Source organism: Hahella sp. KA22 (assembly GCF_004135205.1).
Lineage (GTDB): Bacteria > Pseudomonadota > Gammaproteobacteria > Pseudomonadales > Oleiphilaceae > Hahella.
This window is the reverse complement of sequence record NZ_CP035490.1, coordinates 4,986,749-5,001,002: the sequence shown is the minus strand read 5'-3', so window position 1 is coordinate 5,001,002 and position 14,254 is coordinate 4,986,749. Positions and strand designations below refer to the sequence as shown.

16 protein-coding genes are annotated in these 14,254 nt (G+C 58.0%); 11 read left to right on the top strand and 5 right to left on the bottom strand.

Translation table 11 applies throughout. From position 1 onward, the window contains the following. Window positions 1–35 precede the first annotated feature (35 nt). The 9 genes from ccmA to ccmI all read left to right on the top strand — a co-directional run bounded on the left by ccmA (window position 36) and on the right by ccmI (window position 7,167). Window positions 36–671 (top strand): cytochrome c biogenesis heme-transporting ATPase CcmA, encoded by a 636-nt coding sequence (gene ccmA, locus EUZ85_RS22020; RefSeq protein ID WP_127971976.1) that lies wholly within the window; start codon window positions 36–38, stop codon window positions 669–671. Then, window positions 668–1,354: a heme exporter protein CcmB gene (gene ccmB, locus EUZ85_RS22015; RefSeq protein ID WP_256372698.1), complete on the top strand. Its 687-nt coding sequence runs from the start codon at window positions 668–670 to the stop codon at window positions 1,352–1,354. Before ccmA ends, ccmB begins: the two co-directional genes overlap by 4 nt. 85 nt (window positions 1,355–1,439) lie before the next feature. Beyond that, on the top strand, window positions 1,440–2,198 hold the full coding sequence (locus tag EUZ85_RS22010; protein WP_127971972.1) for a heme ABC transporter permease: 759 nt from the start codon (window positions 1,440–1,442) through the stop codon (window positions 2,196–2,198). Continuing rightward, window positions 2,195–2,374, top strand: coding sequence for a heme exporter protein CcmD (gene ccmD / locus EUZ85_RS22005; protein WP_127971970.1), 180 nt, complete (start codon window positions 2,195–2,197; stop codon window positions 2,372–2,374). Before EUZ85_RS22010 ends, ccmD begins: the two co-directional genes overlap by 4 nt. Then, window positions 2,371–2,820, top strand: coding sequence for a cytochrome c maturation protein CcmE (ccmE, locus tag EUZ85_RS22000; RefSeq protein ID WP_127971968.1), 450 nt, complete (start codon window positions 2,371–2,373; stop codon window positions 2,818–2,820). The genes ccmD and ccmE overlap by 4 nt, the downstream gene beginning before the upstream one ends. An 11-nt stretch (window positions 2,821–2,831) precedes the next feature. Then, a complete protein-coding gene (locus tag EUZ85_RS21995) occupies window positions 2,832–4,856 on the top strand; it encodes a heme lyase CcmF/NrfE family subunit (protein WP_127971966.1) in 2,025 nt (674 codons plus the stop codon). After that, window positions 4,856–5,419, top strand: a complete 564-nt coding sequence (locus tag EUZ85_RS21990; protein ID WP_127971964.1) for a DsbE family thiol:disulfide interchange protein — start codon at window positions 4,856–4,858, stop codon at window positions 5,417–5,419. The genes EUZ85_RS21995 and EUZ85_RS21990 overlap by 1 nt, the downstream gene beginning before the upstream one ends. Beyond that, window positions 5,416–5,901, top strand: coding sequence for a cytochrome c-type biogenesis protein (locus EUZ85_RS21985; protein WP_127971962.1), 486 nt, complete (start codon window positions 5,416–5,418; stop codon window positions 5,899–5,901). The genes EUZ85_RS21990 and EUZ85_RS21985 overlap by 4 nt, the downstream gene beginning before the upstream one ends. A gap of 12 nt (window positions 5,902–5,913) precedes the next feature. Then, window positions 5,914–7,167 (top strand): c-type cytochrome biogenesis protein CcmI, encoded by a 1,254-nt coding sequence (gene ccmI / locus EUZ85_RS21980; protein ID WP_127971960.1) that lies wholly within the window; start codon window positions 5,914–5,916, stop codon window positions 7,165–7,167. Between the two features lie 17 nt (window positions 7,168–7,184). Here the strand turns inward: ccmI and EUZ85_RS21975 are convergent, their stop codons facing one another. From EUZ85_RS21975 to EUZ85_RS21955, 5 genes are all read right to left on the bottom strand, one after another. Further along, entirely contained in the window at window positions 7,185–7,631 is a 447-nt protein-coding gene (locus EUZ85_RS21975) for a DUF1499 domain-containing protein (protein ID WP_127971958.1), read from the bottom strand. A gap of 62 nt (window positions 7,632–7,693) precedes the next feature. Then, window positions 7,694–8,443 carry a YciK family oxidoreductase gene (locus EUZ85_RS21970; RefSeq protein ID WP_127971956.1) on the bottom strand — a complete coding sequence of 250 codons (750 nt, stop codon included), beginning with the start codon at window positions 8,441–8,443 and terminating at the stop codon, window positions 7,694–7,696. Window positions 8,444–8,515: 72 nt separating this feature from the next. Beyond that, window positions 8,516–9,196, bottom strand: coding sequence for an HAD family hydrolase (locus tag EUZ85_RS21965; protein WP_127971954.1), 681 nt, complete (start codon window positions 9,194–9,196; stop codon window positions 8,516–8,518). Further along, window positions 9,196–9,912, bottom strand: coding sequence for a bifunctional 2-polyprenyl-6-hydroxyphenol methylase/3-demethylubiquinol 3-O-methyltransferase UbiG (gene ubiG, locus EUZ85_RS21960; protein WP_127971952.1), 717 nt, complete (start codon window positions 9,910–9,912; stop codon window positions 9,196–9,198). Before ubiG ends, EUZ85_RS21965 begins: the two co-directional genes overlap by 1 nt. 71 nt (window positions 9,913–9,983) lie before the next feature. Then, window positions 9,984–11,318, bottom strand: a complete 1,335-nt coding sequence (locus EUZ85_RS21955) for a TRZ/ATZ family hydrolase (RefSeq protein ID WP_127971950.1) — start codon at window positions 11,316–11,318, stop codon at window positions 9,984–9,986. 166 nt (window positions 11,319–11,484) lie between these two features. Here EUZ85_RS21955 and mtnA point away from each other — a divergent pair, with 166 nt between their 5' ends. Together mtnA and EUZ85_RS21945 are read left to right on the top strand one after the other, a co-directional pair. Continuing rightward, complete coding sequence (mtnA, locus tag EUZ85_RS21950) at window positions 11,485–12,510, top strand: S-methyl-5-thioribose-1-phosphate isomerase (protein ID WP_127971948.1); 1,026 nt, start codon at window positions 11,485–11,487, stop codon at window positions 12,508–12,510. 154 nt (window positions 12,511–12,664) lie between these two features. Next, on the top strand, window positions 12,665–14,251 hold the full coding sequence (locus EUZ85_RS21945; RefSeq protein WP_127971946.1) for an ATP-binding protein: 1,587 nt from the start codon (window positions 12,665–12,667) through the stop codon (window positions 14,249–14,251). The last annotated feature ends 3 nt before the right edge of the window (window positions 14,252–14,254 follow it).

The window sequence follows — 14,254 nt, the reverse complement described above, 5'->3', positions numbered from 1 at the left end:
GCCAGAGGCGCACACAAGAGGCTGCTTTAGTAATTATGACAGGTCAAACTCCTCTGCTTGAGGCCAAGAATCTCCAGTGCGAGCGAGATGACCGTATCCTGTTCGAAAACCTGTCCTTCTCCGTCCATCCCGGAGACGTCGTTCAGATTGAAGGCCCTAACGGGGCTGGAAAAACCACCTTACTCAAACTTTTATGCGGGCTGGCCCCACTGCGTCAGGGCGAGTTGTTCTGGCGCGGCGAACGCATGTCGCAGGCGCGTCCACAGTTTCTTTCCTCACTGCTGTACCTGGGCCATAAAACCGGCGTTAAAGCGTTATTGACTCCGCTGGAAAATCTCCGCGCCTGGTGCGCTCAGCGTGAAGACGTGGATGAAGCGCGCATGATGACGGCGCTGGAAACGGTCGGCCTCGCCGGCTATGAATATTCCCCCTGCAATAGCTTATCTGCCGGCCAACAGCGGCGGGCCGCGCTGGCGCGCTTGTATGTTTCTTCGGCGCCTTTATGGGTGTTGGATGAAGCTTTCACCGCCATCGATAAAAAAGGGGTGGCCCAGCTGGAAACGCTGCTGCGTGAAAAAGCCAACGTCGGCGGCGCGGTGATTTTGACCACGCACCACAGTTTGCATTTATCCGGCGAAGTGCGCCGCATTCAATTGGGGGCTGCGTCTTGACGGAAGTAGGCGTATGGGCGGGCTTTTGCGCCATAGTGAGACGGGATTTGATGCTGGCGTTCAGGCGTCCTCAGGAGCTGGCCAATCCGCTGGTGTTCTTTGTGATGGCGGTCAGCCTGTTTCCGCTTGGCGTCTCGCCGGAAAAGAGCTTTTTGGCGCCGGCGGCGGCGGGCGTGGTCTGGGTGGCGTCGCTGCTGGCGACCTTGCTTTCTCTGGACGCCTTGTTTCGGGCTGATCATGAAGATGGGTCGCTGGAGCAGTTAACCCTGGCGCCTCAGCCCCTGTTTATTCTGGTTTTGGCTAAAGTCTTTGCACACTGGCTGACGACTGGGTTGCCCCTGATATTGCTGAGCCCGGTGCTGGCGTTGATGCTGCATGTGGATGAAGGTCTGCTTGGCGTCTTGATGCTGTCACTGTTGGTGGGCACGCCGGTTCTCAGTCTGATTGGCGCCATTGGCGCGGCCCTGACGGTGGGGTTGCGCGTAGGCGGGGTTTTGATTTCATTGTTGGTGCTGCCCCTGTATATTCCCGTGCTGATCTTTGGAACCGGCATGGTGCAGAGCGCAGCGGCCGGTATGGATTACACCGCCACGCTGGCTATGTTGGGCGCAATATTGGCGCTGTCGCTGACATTGGCGCCATTCGCCGCGGCGGCTGCGCTTAAAATCAGCGTCTCCAACTGAGACAATAAAACAGGCTGGCGCGACGTCTTGTATGGACTACGCGGCGGCGGACTGAATAGCTTGGATACAGATAACAGAAGCGATTATGTGGGAAGCATTTAAACAGTGGTTTCACCGATGGGGCTCGCCCAAATGGTTTTACGAGCGCAGTTTAGTGTGGTCGTTCTGGCTCGGTTGGGGCGCCTTGATTCTGCTGCCTGTCGGCATCGTCTGGGGTCTGGCGTTCGCGCCTCAGGATTATCAGCAGGGCAATAGCTTCCGCATTATCTATCTGCACGTGCCCGCGGCCATCCTGGCGCAGTCTTGTTATATGATCATGGCGGTCGCCGGCTTCGTCAGTCTGGTCTGGCGCATGAAAATGGCGGATGTCGTGTTGAAATGCGCGGCGCCGATTGGCGCGTCTTTTTGTTTCCTCGCTTTATTTACCGGCGCGGTCTGGGGCAAGCCGACCTGGGGAACCTGGTGGGAATGGGATGCGCGCCTCACCGCCATGTTGATATTGCTGTTTCTGTACTTTGGCGTCATCGCCCTGGAAGCCGCCATTGAAGACAAAATCACAGCGGGCCGAGCGGCGGCGGTGTTGAGTCTGGTAGGCGTGGTGAATATTCCTATCATCAAATACTCGGTGGAATGGTGGCGCACCCTGCATCAGCCCGCCACTTTCAAACTGACGGAAAAGCCTGACATGCCTGTGGAAATGTGGGCGCCGTTGCTGGTGATGGTCATAGGCGTCTACTGCTTCTTCGGCTATTCGCTTTTCTTACGAAGTCGTAATGAGATAATCGAACGCGAACGCCGTACCCTATGGGTCCGCGAGCTCTTGGCGAAAGAGGGGAAAGTATGAACTTCGACAGCCTCAATGAATTTTTCGCAATGGGCGGCCATGGTCTGTACGTCTGGTTGGCTTACGGCGCGGGTGGACTGGTGTTCCTGTATAACCTGGCTGCGCCGAAACTAAAACGCGGCAGCCTCGTCAAAAGATTGTCCCAGCAGTATAGAAGGGAGAAGGCGTCCCAATGAATCCCAAGCGCAAGCAGCGTTTAATTATCGTGTCATTTCTGGTGATTGGCGTCAGCGCGACCGTCGGTTTGATCATGACCGCGCTCAGCAACAACGTGAATCACTTTTACAATCCTACCGAAGTGGCGCAAGGCGCAGCTCCCGTGGACAAAAGCATTCGCGTGGGCGGTATGGTGGTTGACGGCAGCGTGAACAGAGATGGGAAATCCCTGGCGGTCGCTTTCACTGTGACGGACTACAACAACAACGTCGACGTCAAATACACCGGCATCCTGCCAGACCTCTTCAGAGAAGGGCAGGGCATCGTCGCCACCGGCAAACTGGACGCTCAGGGCGTTTTCCAGGCGGAAGAAGTGCTGGCCAAGCACGACGAAAAATACATGCCGCCGCAAGTGCAGCGCGCGCTCGATAAGGCGCAGGACGCCGCGCCCGCACAGACTTACTGAAGGAATGACGTATGATTGCTGAGCTGGGTCACTTCGCACTGATTTTAAGTTTTTGCTTCGCTATCCTGTTGGCGTTCGTACCCGTCACCGGGGCCTGGATTGGCGACCGTCTTTGGATGCGCTTGTCTCGCCCTCTCGCGGGCGCCCAGTTTCTGATGGCGATTGTGGCGTTCGCCGCATTGACCGCCAGCTTTTTGCGGGACGATTTCAGCGTCCGCTACGTGGCGGGCCACTCCAATAGTCTATTGCCCTGGTATTACAAATTCAGCGCCGTTTGGGGCGGTCATGAAGGCTCATTGTTATTGTGGGCGTTGATATTGACTGGCTGGACCGCCGCCGTGGCCAAGTTCAGCAAGCAACTGCCGCTGGAAATGGTGGCGCGCGTTTTGGGCGTCATGGGCATGATCAGCATCGGCTTTATGTTGTTCATCTTGATGACTTCCAATCCCTTCTTGCGCTACCTGCCGAATTCGCCGCAGGACGGCGCTGACCTGAATCCATTGCTGCAGGATTTCGGTCTGATTGTGCATCCGCCCATGCTTTACATGGGTTATGTCGGCTTCTCCGTTGCTTTCGCATTTGCGGTGGCTGCGCTGATGGGCGGTCGCCTGGACGCAGCCTGGGCGCGCTGGTCGCGTCCCTGGACGACAGTGGCCTGGGCCTTCCTTACCTTGGGCATCGCCTTGGGCAGCTGGTGGGCCTACTATGAGCTGGGCTGGGGCGGCTGGTGGTTCTGGGACCCGGTGGAGAACGCATCCTTTATGCCCTGGTTAGCGGGCACGGCTTTGATGCACTCTTTGGCGGCGACGGAAAAACGCGGTGTTTTCAAGAGTTGGACGGTTTTGCTGGCGATATTCGCCTTCTCACTCAGTCTGCTGGGGACCTTCCTGGTTCGCTCCGGCATTTTGACATCCGTCCACGCTTTCGCTGCGGACCCTGAACGGGGACGCTTCGTACTGATGATGCTGGGCGTGGTGATTGGCGGCTCGCTGCTGCTGTACGCTTTGCGCGCGCCAGTTGTGAAAAGCCGCATTGGCTTCAGCGAAACCTCTCGGGAAGTATTCCTGCTGGTCAATAACATTATTCTCGTGGTCGCCATGCTGACAGTATTGATCGGCACCCTGGCTCCGCTGGTGGCGGAATGGATGGATAAGGAAATTTCCGTTGGCGCTCCCTATTTCAATTTGATGTTCTCCCTGCTGGTACCCTTGTTGGTCATCGTGATGGGAGTGGGCATGTACAGTCACTGGAAAGACACCAAGGCGGCGCAGTTGCTTGGTCCTGTCCCTATGTTTCTGGTGATCAGCGCCGTAGCCTCCGTTGTGGTTCCCTGGATGTACGGGGAGATCCATTTGATGGCGGTTATTGGTGTTTTCATCGCTGTTTGGTTGTTTGCTGCGACTCTGCGCGACGCCTGGCTCAAAAGCGCCTTCTCGCAGGGACGTATGCGCGGCTGGCTGCGCACTTCGCGGAGCTACAAAGGCATGGTGCTGGGGCATCTGGGCCTGGCGGTGTCCATCGTCGGCGCCACGATGGTGTCGCAATACACCGTGGAGCGGGACGTACGCCTGGCGCCAGGGCAGTCGGTTGAGCTGTCGGGCTTTACTTTCCGTTTCGATGAAGAAACCCAGCGTCGCGGCCCCAATTTTATTGGTGATCGCGCAACCGTCTCAATTCTCGACAGTGACGGCGATGTGCTGCATGTTCTGCATCCGGAAAAACGCCGCTATCAGGTATCCGGTAATGTGATGACGGAAGCGGGCATCGATCCTGGCCTGTTCCGGGATCTCTACGTTTCTTTAGGGGAATCTCTGGGAGATGAGTCCTGGACCATGCGCGTCCAATATAAGCCTTTCGTGCGCTGGCTGTGGCTGGGTGGCGTATTTATGGCTTGGGGCGGTTTCCTGGCGGTGGCGGACAGGCGTTATCGCATCAAGCTGAAACGCAAACTGTCAGCGGCGGAAGCCATGGACAGCGGCGACGCACAGGCGCAGCCCCGTGGCGACGCTGATGCGCTCGGAGGACAGCAGGCGTGATGAAGCGGTTATTCTTATTTGTCCCACTGCTGGCGTTTGTTGCAGTAGTCATCCTGTTTAATCAGAACATGGACAACGATCCCTCCAAGCTGGAGCTGGCGCGCAAGGATCAACCTGTGCCGACGTTTAAGCTGGGCGAGCTGTACAACCCTGGGCGGGAGTTAACCCCAGCGGACCTCAAGGGCGAGCCCATGCTGCTCAATGTCTGGGCGACTTGGTGTCCTTCCTGTCGGGTTGAGCACCCCTATTTGCTTAAACTGGCCAGGGAATACAACGTTCCGATCATTGGCTTGAACTACAAAGACGATCGTGATGCGGCGAAGAAGTGGCTTGAGACGCTGCAGGACCCTTATCGCTTTGTGATTTTCGACCAGGAAGGTCGTCTGGGGCTGGATCTGGGCGTGTATGGCGCGCCTGAGACCTATGTGATCGACGCCGCTGGCGTGATTCGTTATCGCCATGTGGGTGTAGTAAACGAAAAAGTCTGGCGGGAGACTCTGGCGCCGATGCTGCGTAATTTGAAGGTGGCGAACGCCAACGCGGTTGAGGAGCCTGGTTCATGATCGCGCAACGATTACTGATTTGCCTGGCTGCGCTGTGGATGTCCGCTGCCGCCTGGGCGATTGATGATTACCAATTCAGCAGTGATGAAGGTCGTGAGCGTTATCAGACGCTGACGTACGAGCTGCGCTGTCCTCTGTGTCAAAACCAGAATATCTCCGACTCCACGGCGCCCATCGCCAAAGATTTACGTCGTGAAGTGCATCGAATGATTGAAGAAGGGAAGAGCGATGATGACATCGTTGACTTCATGGTGGCCCGTTATGGCGATTTCGTGTTGTATCGGCCGCGGCTGAACGCGCAAACCGCTGCTTTGTGGTTGGGACCGGTGACGGTGGTGACCCTGGGCTTATCTATTTTGTTGTACGTCGCTCGCCGCAGGCGTCGCTCTCTGGGAGAGTCCACTGAGTTGAGCGATGAAGAGCAGGCGCGCTTGCGCGCCTTGTTGCAGCAAACCTCTTCCGAAGAATCTGAGCAGAAATAACAGGCACTCCGAATGACAGTATTCTGGCTGGCTATCGTCCTTCTGGCGGTTATGGCGATAGCGATCATCGCCGTTCCTTTGTTGTCCATCCTGAAATCCGGCTCGCAAGGCGCTGGCGCCCGTCGCGACACCGCTAACGTGGCGTTGTTCGAAGACCGGTTGACGGAGTTGCGTGCGGAGCTGAAAGCCGGACAAATCAGCGATGCGGAGTTTCATCATCTGCATATCGAGTTGGAAAAGTCACTGTTGAACGACGCGGAGCCGGGCGCGCAGAACACCACGTATCGCAGCAGCCGCATGCGCCAGATTCTGGTGCTGGTTCTGGTGGTTGTGGGGGTGCCGGTGACGGCGCTTTTGATGTATCAGCAGGTTGGCGATTATAAAGGCCTGCGTCAGGTGGAGTGGATGAAAGAGACTCGCCTGCAGCTGGCTTTGGCCGGTAATGATCCGGAAGAAATTCTGCGTCGTTTGCGTGATCGTCTTTTGGAGCAGCCGGACCATGTCGAAGGCTGGGCGCTATTGGGGCGCTCTTTGATGACCATGCAGCGCTATGCGGAAGCGGAAGAAGCGTTTCGCCACCTGGCGGAGTTGCTTGCGGCGGAAGGTGAAAACCCCGCTGGCGCTCACGGATTGCGCGCGCAGGCGCTGTTCTTCAAGGAAGGACGTTTGAGCGCTCCGGTCAGGGCGGCTCTGGAGCAGGCCCTGAAAACCGACCCCAACGAAGGTAGTTCACTGAGTATTCTTGGCGTGGCGGCGTTCCAGGAGCAACGTTACGCCGAAGCCGCTAAGTTCTGGCGTCGCATTATTGAGCTGAATCCAAATGACCCTAACGCCGCTGCGATTCGCAATGGCGTAGCGAGAGCGGAGCAACTGGCGGCGGAGCAGGGGAACCAGCAACCCGCGCAGGCGGCGGGCGGGGCCAGTTTGCAACTGCAAGTCAGTCTGGGCGAAGGTCTGAAAGGCAAGGCTGAGCCCGGCGATACCGTATTTATCCTTGCGCGCCCAGCGGACGGTACGCGTATGCCGTTAGCGGTGGTGCGTAAAACCGTGGGCGAACTGCCTGTCAGCGTCACTTTGGATGACTCCATGGCCATGGGGCCAATGGCGAAGCTGTCCTCCGCTGAGACGGTGGAAGTCGTGGCGCGCGTATCCAAATCCGGTTCGCCGCAACCTCAGCCCGGCGACCTGCAGGGCGTCGTAGGCCCGATTCAATTGCGCGCGCAAAGCGAGCCGCTCAATCTGGTGATTGACCAGCTGGTGCAATAGCCCACCCGTCGGCGGCGTTACTCGCTAAGTAACGCCGCCTTGATTTCCTCCATCCGCTCCCGATTGACGCCGAAGTCCCTATAGCCCAGCCGGGACGCCGAGCGCAGATGTATCACTCCTGCCTGCCGATCCAATAGAAACTCCACATCGTCCACAAAACGGAAGACGAATGACGTGGCTTCCGCGCGGATGTAATTCGGTTTGCGTTGGGTGATGCGGATATTGCCAGCGTTTTCCAGAACAGTGGGCAGTCGCTCCCACATCAGCGTCGCCTTGTCGTTGTAAAGGGGTGTAATGAAATGCTCAGCGTCGTTAGGATCGCTGAAACTGCTGACGCAGTTGGGACTCTCGGGGCAGGACATCAGACGTCCGTCATGGGCCCCAAGTTCCGCTGGAGGCGTGCTGCCGCAGGCGCTGAGGCCTGCGGCGATAACAAAGATTGTCCATTTTGCTGTGTTGCTCATCGCTCCTTCTCCGCTGCGCATTGGCGCAGACTTTGATTAAGGCGTGAAATACAGCTGTAAGATCAGTCGCCTTGTGCGTTGAATGCCTGACCGGTAACGCCAATACTGTCTTTACCCATCAGATAAAGATAGACGTTCATGATCTCTTCAGGCGTTGGGTTTTTCGTGGCGTCTTCCGCCGGATAGGCCAGTGCGCGCATGGCGGTGCGGGTGGCGCCGGGATTGACGCTGTTGACGCGAATGCGTTTGTCTGCGTCATCCAGTTCGTCCGCCAGCACCTGCATCATGCCTTCAACAGCGAATTTGGAGACGGCGTAAGCGCCCCAGTAGGCTTTGCCTTTGCGGCCGACACTGGAGGAAGTAAAAATGATCGAGGCGTCTTCGGACTCGCGGATCACAGGCATCAGGGAGCGGGTCAACAGGAAGGGCGCCATAGCGTTTACTTGCATCACACGGGTCCAGCTGTCCGGATCATAATGCTCCAGCGGGGTGCGATGACCCAGGATGGCGGCGTTATGCAGCAGCCCGTCCAGTCGGCCGAATTCTTCACGGATGGCGTTGGCCAGATCGTCATAATCCTTCGCCACCGCGCCTTCCAGATTGACGGGAAAAATCGCTGGTTTCGGACCGCCTTCCGCTTCGATTTCATCGTAGACGTCTTCCAGCTTCTTGGTGGTGCGGCCGCTGAGAATGATGGTGGCGCCGTGTCGGGCGAAGGTCTTCGCCGCCGCGCGGCCAATTCCCGCACCCGCGCCTGTGATCAGGATGACGCGGTCGTGTAGAAGGTCGGCGGGGGCTTGGTAGGAATACATAATGCGTGTTTTCTCTCGTCGTGATCTGTCTTTAGTGTGCAGTGACTTTCGATTATAACGCCCGAGGGGAAATCAAAGCACTTGTTTCAGCAGGGCGGCGACATCCTCCACGGAGTGCGCCACGTGGTCCGCATTCCAGGCCAGGGCGGCCTCGGGCTCATCCAGATAGCCGTAAGCGGCGGCGATGGTGAGCATGCCGGCATTAGCGCCCGCCTGAATGTCGCGTATATGATCGCCGACATACCAGCATTTCTGCGGGTCGCAATCAGCCAGGCGAGAAGCCAGCAACATGGGCTCGGGGTCCGGCTTGGTGCGGGAGACGTCGTCGGGACACACCAGCGCGGCCATGCGGGAGCTCAGGCCTAACGCTTTCAGCAGCGCTTCGCTGTACAACCTGGGTTTGTTGGTGATGACCCCCCAGTGAATTCCTTGGCCTTCCATCAACGTCAGTAGCGCTTCAAAGCCTGCGAACAGGCGGCTGTCGACGGCGATGTGGCGCAAATACAGGTCCAGCAGCTCCTGACGCAGCGGCTCAAAATCTGCGTCCGTCTCTTCCATGGCGAAAGACAGTTTCACCATGGCGCGGGCGCCGTCGGACACCGTTTTACGCACTGCTTCGTACGCCATGTCGGGCATGCCGCGCTGACTGCGTTGCATGTTCATCACCCGAAAGAAGTCGGGGGCGGTGTCGATCAGGGTGCCGTCGAGATCGAAAAACACGGCCTCCGGGCGGTAAAGTCGCGAATCCGTCATCAGGCGTCCTTGAGCGGTTTGACCGCGTGCATGAGATAGTTGACGTCCACGTCGTCGCCCAGCTTGTATTCTTTCAGCAACGGGTTGTAGGTCATGCCCCGCATTTCGCACAGATCGAGATCGGTGCGACGCAACCAGGCCGCCAGCTCACTGGGCTTGATGAACTTCTTCCACTCATGGGTGCCTCGCGGCAGCATTTTCAGTACGTATTCCGCACCAACGATTGCAAACAAGAAGGACTTGGGGTTGCGGTTGATGGTGGAGAAGAACAGGTCGGCGCCGGGCTTGGCGACGCGAGCGCAGGCGGCGATGACTGAGGCCGGATCGGGAACATGCTCCAGCATTTCCATGCAGGTCACCACGTCAAATGACTCCGCTTCGGCTTCCGCCAGCTCCTCGATAGTGGTGCGGCGATAATCCACGCTGACGCCAGACTCCAGTCCGTGCAGGCGCGCTACAGATAACGGCGCTTCACCCATGTCGATGCCGACCACATGTGCGCCGCGTCGCGCCATGCTCTCGCTGAGAATGCCGCCGCCGCAGCCTACGTCCAACACTCTCTTGCCGGGCAGGGCGGCGCGCTCGTCAATAAAGTCGAGCCGCAGCGGGTTGATCTCATGCAGGGGTTTGAATTCGCTTTCCGCATCCCACCAGCGGTGGGCGAGATCCTCAAACTTTTTCACTTCACTCAGATCGACGTTCTCAACGGGAGTCATGTATCCGTTTCCTCTGAATTGGTCGGAAGGGGCCGGGATGCGGCCCCATGCGTTCGCTTCGGCGGGCTATTTTAATTGGCTTCGGCGGTATTGGCGATTCTCTCGCGCCAGGCGTCTACCTTGGTCCGTAGTTCGCGGACGTCCATATTGATCAGCTTCTGCTCTTTCACCTGGGCCACGCCGGAGGTCCAGACATGGCTGACCTGGCTGGATTTGGTGGAATAAGCCAGATGAGAGGCGACGTGATACACCGGCTGTACTTCGATGCCGCTCAGGTCTACCGCCATGATGTCCGCCCACTTGCCAGCTTCCAGAGAGCCGGTGACGGATTCCATGCCCAGCGCCTTGGCGCCGTTGATAGTGGCGATTTCCAGCGCCTGGAATGCGCTGACGGCGGCGGCGTCCTGGGCCACGGCTTTCGCCAGCATGGCTGCGGTTTGCAGTTCGCCCAGCATGTCCAGGTCGTTGTTGCTGGCGGCGCCGTCGGTGCCGAGAGCTACGTTCACTCCAGCTTTCAGCAGACGGTCCAGAGGACAGAAACCGCTGGCCAGCTTCAGGTTGGATTCCGGGCAGTGAACCACATGCGCTCCGGTTTCCTGCAGAATTTCCAGATCACGATCGTTTATTTGGGTCATATGCACGCATTGCGTGTTCGGCGTCAGCAGGCCCAGCTCGTATAAACGTTCGGTGGGGCGCTTGCCGGTTTTTTCCAGGCCTTCCTGCACTTCGCCAGCGGTTTCGTGGAGGTGCACCTGTACAGGCATATCCAGCTGGTTAGCCAGCGTCACTACCTGCTCGAACTTGTCGTCGGACACAGTGTAAGGCGCATGAGGGCCGAAGCCGATGCGCACCAAGTCGCTGTGCTTGTATTCGTCGTGCAGGGCCAGGCCTTTGTGGATGGACTCTTCCGCCGTCGCTGCGCCGGGAACCGGGAAGTCGATGACCGGAAACACGATCTGGCAGCGCATGCCGAGACGGGTTGCTTCTTCGGCCACGGCATCCGGATAGAAATACATGTCGCTGAAAGTGGTGGTGCCGCCCAACAGCATTTCCGCCATGGCCAGTTTGGAGCCGTCGCGAACGAATTCGTCGCTGACCCATTTGCCTTCCGCGGGCCAGATATGGTGGCTCAGCCACTCCATCAAAGGCAGGTCGTCCGCCATGCCGCGGAACAGGGACATGGCCAAGTGGCCGTGGGTGTTGATCAGGCCGGGCGCCACGACGTGGTTGGGCAGGTCGACCGTTTCTTTGGCGGCGAAACGCGCTGTCGCCTCGGCGGCGTCGCAAACGCCTACAATTTTGCCTTCGGATACGGCGACGGAGGCGTTTTCAAGAACGACTCCCGCTGGTCTGACGGGGATAACCCAACGCGCATTTATCAATAAATCAACGCTTTCTTGAGCCACAGCTACACTTCCTATATCTATTCAAAATCAGCGCCCAAGTATACCTATAATACAAGGGGATAAGTAGGGCGCAGGGCTTAAATGACGTATAATGCCGGCCCGGACCAGCAGATTTTCGCCCGGTTCCGTTTTCTGACCATTTGATCAACTTATTGGGGCGCGCCACATGTCGCAATCTTCCGTTTCCGCCATTCGCTGGGCGAACAATCAACTTATTCTGCTAGATCAACGCAAACTGCCGCTGCAGGAAGCGTATGTTCACTGCGTCACTCACGTTGAAGTGGCTGACGCCATCCGCCAGATGGTGGTGCGCGGCGCGCCGGCGATCGGAATCGCGGCGGCCTATGGCGTGGCGTTGGCGGCGGCGGAGTTCAGTTCCGACCGGGATCGCATGCATCGCGCTCTGGAAACGCTGGCGGATTCGAGACCGACGGCGGTGAATTTATTCTGGGCGCTGCGTCGCATGCGGGATCTGATTGACGGATCTGCCGCTACGGATCTGTTCCCGCTGCTGGTGGAAGAGGCGACGCGTATCCATGAAGAAGACCTGCAGGCCAACCTGACCATGGGTGAGTTGGGCGCTGATTTGATCGCAGAAAGCGGTCGCGGCGCGTTGTTGACGCATTGCAACACCGGCAGTCTGGCCACTGGCGGCTATGGCACAGCACTGGGTGTGATTCGCTCAGCCTACCGTCGCGATCTGGTGACGGAAGTGTTTGCGGATGAAACCCGCCCCTGGCTGCAAGGCGCCAGACTGACCGCCTGGGAGTTATGTCAGGACGATATCCCCGTCAAACTGATCGCCGATTCCGCTGCGGCGCATGTCATGAAAACCTGCGCGGTGAAATGGGTGATTGTCGGCGCCGACCGCATTACCGCTCACGGCGACGTCGCCAATAAGATCGGCACATATGGACTGGCGGTGCTGGCGCGTCATCATGGCGTCAAATTCATGGTGGCGGCGCCGTCCAGCACCATTGACTTCGAACTGTTCAGCGGCGCTGACATTCCCATTGAAGAGCGCACTTCCGATGAGCTGAAGTTCGTGCAGGGAATCCCGTTGGCCCCGGAAAAAGCCAACGCCTTCAACCCTGTCTTCGATGTAACCCCGGCGGAGCTGATCGACGCCATTGTCACCGAACGTGGCGTGGTATTACGTCCGAATGCGGAGAAGATGCGCAAACTGCAATAAACGCCCTCGCGTTCCTCAGTTTTCCAGGCGCTGGCGAGTACGGGGAGGATGATATTCCTTCCCGGGCTGCTATCTTTATCAAGGGAGGGCGGTTTTCAGCAGCACGCGGAACCGCGAAAGCTGACTTTATCTTCGCCAATGGCGCGTATGGTTTATGCAGGACCCCATCATCCCGGAGAATGAATCGCAACGGCTTGTCTGTCTGCGCTCGCTGTGCATTCTGGACACAGAGCCGGAGCAGCGCTTTGACCGCATCACCAAGCTGGCGGCTTCTCTGTTTAATGTGCCCGTTGCGCTGGTGTCGCTGGTCGACGCCGACCGTCAGTGGTTCAAATCGAAAGTGGGGCTTAGCGCGTCGGAAACGGGTCGCAATATATCATTTTGCGGGCACGCCATTTTACAGCGCGACGTGCTCTATGTGCCCAATGCCCTGAAAGACCCCAGGTTTTCCGATAACCCCCTGGTCACTGGACCACCCCATATTCGCTTTTACGCCGGCGCTCCGCTGAGTCTGGATGAAACCAACCGTATCGGCACGCTCTGTCTGATTGATGTCCGCCCCCGACGTTTTAATCAGGAACAACTACAGCGCTTGCAGGATTTGGCCGGTTGGGTGGAAAGAGAGCTGCATATGCTGCGCCTGGCGGAGCTTTCGCATATGAACGCCCATCAGGAGGCCTATCTCACTTCTATTCTGCAAGCGGTTGTCGAAGGGATTGTGACGGTAAATGCGGAAGGCGTGATTGAAGCCGCCAATCAGGCGATGAAAGAAATGTTGCAGGTCTCCAGCGAGCAGCTGACTGGCGCTCACTTTTCTCAATGGCTGAAAAATGATGCGCCTCTGCTGGAGTTATTGCAGCGTGGACAGGAAGGCGACGCCGAGATTAGGGACGGCATTCATCGTCTGGAGGTGGAGCTGGTCAGGAGCAACGGCGAGTCATTTCCTGCGCAACTCAGCTTCCGTCAGATGGAAATGGGCGACGCAATGAGGTGGGTTGGCAGTGTGGCGGATATTTCTGATCGCAAGCGCGCAGAGGTCATGAAGAAAGAGTTCGTGTCGGTGGTCAGCCATGAGTTGCGCACGCCGCTGACCTCCATAAAAGGCGCTTTGGGACTGCTCTCCGCGACCTTGGGGCCAGAGCTGAACGAACAGTCGGCGAAGCTGTTGTCGATCGCCTCTAACAACAGTGAGCGTCTACTGGCGCTGGTGAACGATATTCTCGATATCGAGAAGCTGGAAGCGGGCCATGTGGACATGGCGTTGGAGGAAACCCAGCTGCTGGCCGAGCTGGAGCAGGCGCTGAGCATGAATGGGCCCTACGCCAAAGCCCATAATGTATCAATGCAGCTTGAGCACGGCGCCGGGGACGTTATCGTCGGGGTGGACAAGCGCCGTTTCCAACAGGTGATGAGCAATCTGATTTCCAATGCGGTCAAGTTCTCTCCCACGCAGGGGAGGGTGACGATTCGCAGTCGACTGTCTGGCGGCGGCGAGGTGTTTATTGATGTCGTGGATGAAGGCGTGGGGATCAGTGAGATAGATCAGGCGCGCATCTTCGATAAGTTTTTCCAGGCCCCGCCTTCCGGCCGTCAGGCCGTAGCGGGCACCGGGCTGGGGCTCAGTATTGTGCGGGCGTTGATCGAGCAGATGGGCGGCGGGGTCAGCGTCAAGTCGCAGCTGCACAAAGGCAGCTGCTTTACACTGCGTTTACCCGCCCGTTGCCGGGAAATCCGCGCTTAAGCT

Bases quoted from the DNA above. Each gene is read 5' to 3' on its own strand.
- ccmA (WP_127971976.1), top strand. From the start codon at position 36: ATGACAGGTCAAACTCCTCTGCTTGAGGCCAAGAATCTCCAGTGCGAG.
- EUZ85_RS21985 (WP_127971962.1), top strand. From the start codon at position 5,416: ATGATCGCGCAACGATTACTGATTTGCCTGGCTGCGCTGTGGATGTCC.
- EUZ85_RS22010 (WP_127971972.1), top strand. From the start codon at position 1,440: ATGTGGGAAGCATTTAAACAGTGGTTTCACCGATGGGGCTCGCCCAAA.
- EUZ85_RS21970 (WP_127971956.1), bottom strand. From the start codon at position 8,443: ATGTATTCCTACCAAGCCCCCGCCGACCTTCTACACGACCGCGTCATC.
- EUZ85_RS21990 (WP_127971964.1), top strand. From the start codon at position 4,856: ATGAAGCGGTTATTCTTATTTGTCCCACTGCTGGCGTTTGTTGCAGTA.
- mtnA (WP_127971948.1), top strand. From the start codon at position 11,485: ATGTCGCAATCTTCCGTTTCCGCCATTCGCTGGGCGAACAATCAACTT.
- EUZ85_RS21995 (WP_127971966.1), top strand. From the start codon at position 2,832: ATGATTGCTGAGCTGGGTCACTTCGCACTGATTTTAAGTTTTTGCTTC.
- EUZ85_RS21975 (WP_127971958.1), bottom strand. From the start codon at position 7,631: ATGAGCAACACAGCAAAATGGACAATCTTTGTTATCGCCGCAGGCCTC.
- ubiG (WP_127971952.1), bottom strand. From the start codon at position 9,912: ATGACTCCCGTTGAGAACGTCGATCTGAGTGAAGTGAAAAAGTTTGAG.
- ccmE (WP_127971968.1), top strand. From the start codon at position 2,371: ATGAATCCCAAGCGCAAGCAGCGTTTAATTATCGTGTCATTTCTGGTG.
- ccmI (WP_127971960.1), top strand. From the start codon at position 5,914: ATGACAGTATTCTGGCTGGCTATCGTCCTTCTGGCGGTTATGGCGATA.
- ccmD (WP_127971970.1), top strand. From the start codon at position 2,195: ATGAACTTCGACAGCCTCAATGAATTTTTCGCAATGGGCGGCCATGGT.
- EUZ85_RS21945 (WP_127971946.1), top strand. From the start codon at position 12,665: ATGCAGGACCCCATCATCCCGGAGAATGAATCGCAACGGCTTGTCTGT.
- EUZ85_RS21965 (WP_127971954.1), bottom strand. From the start codon at position 9,196: ATGACGGATTCGCGACTTTACCGCCCGGAGGCCGTGTTTTTCGATCTC.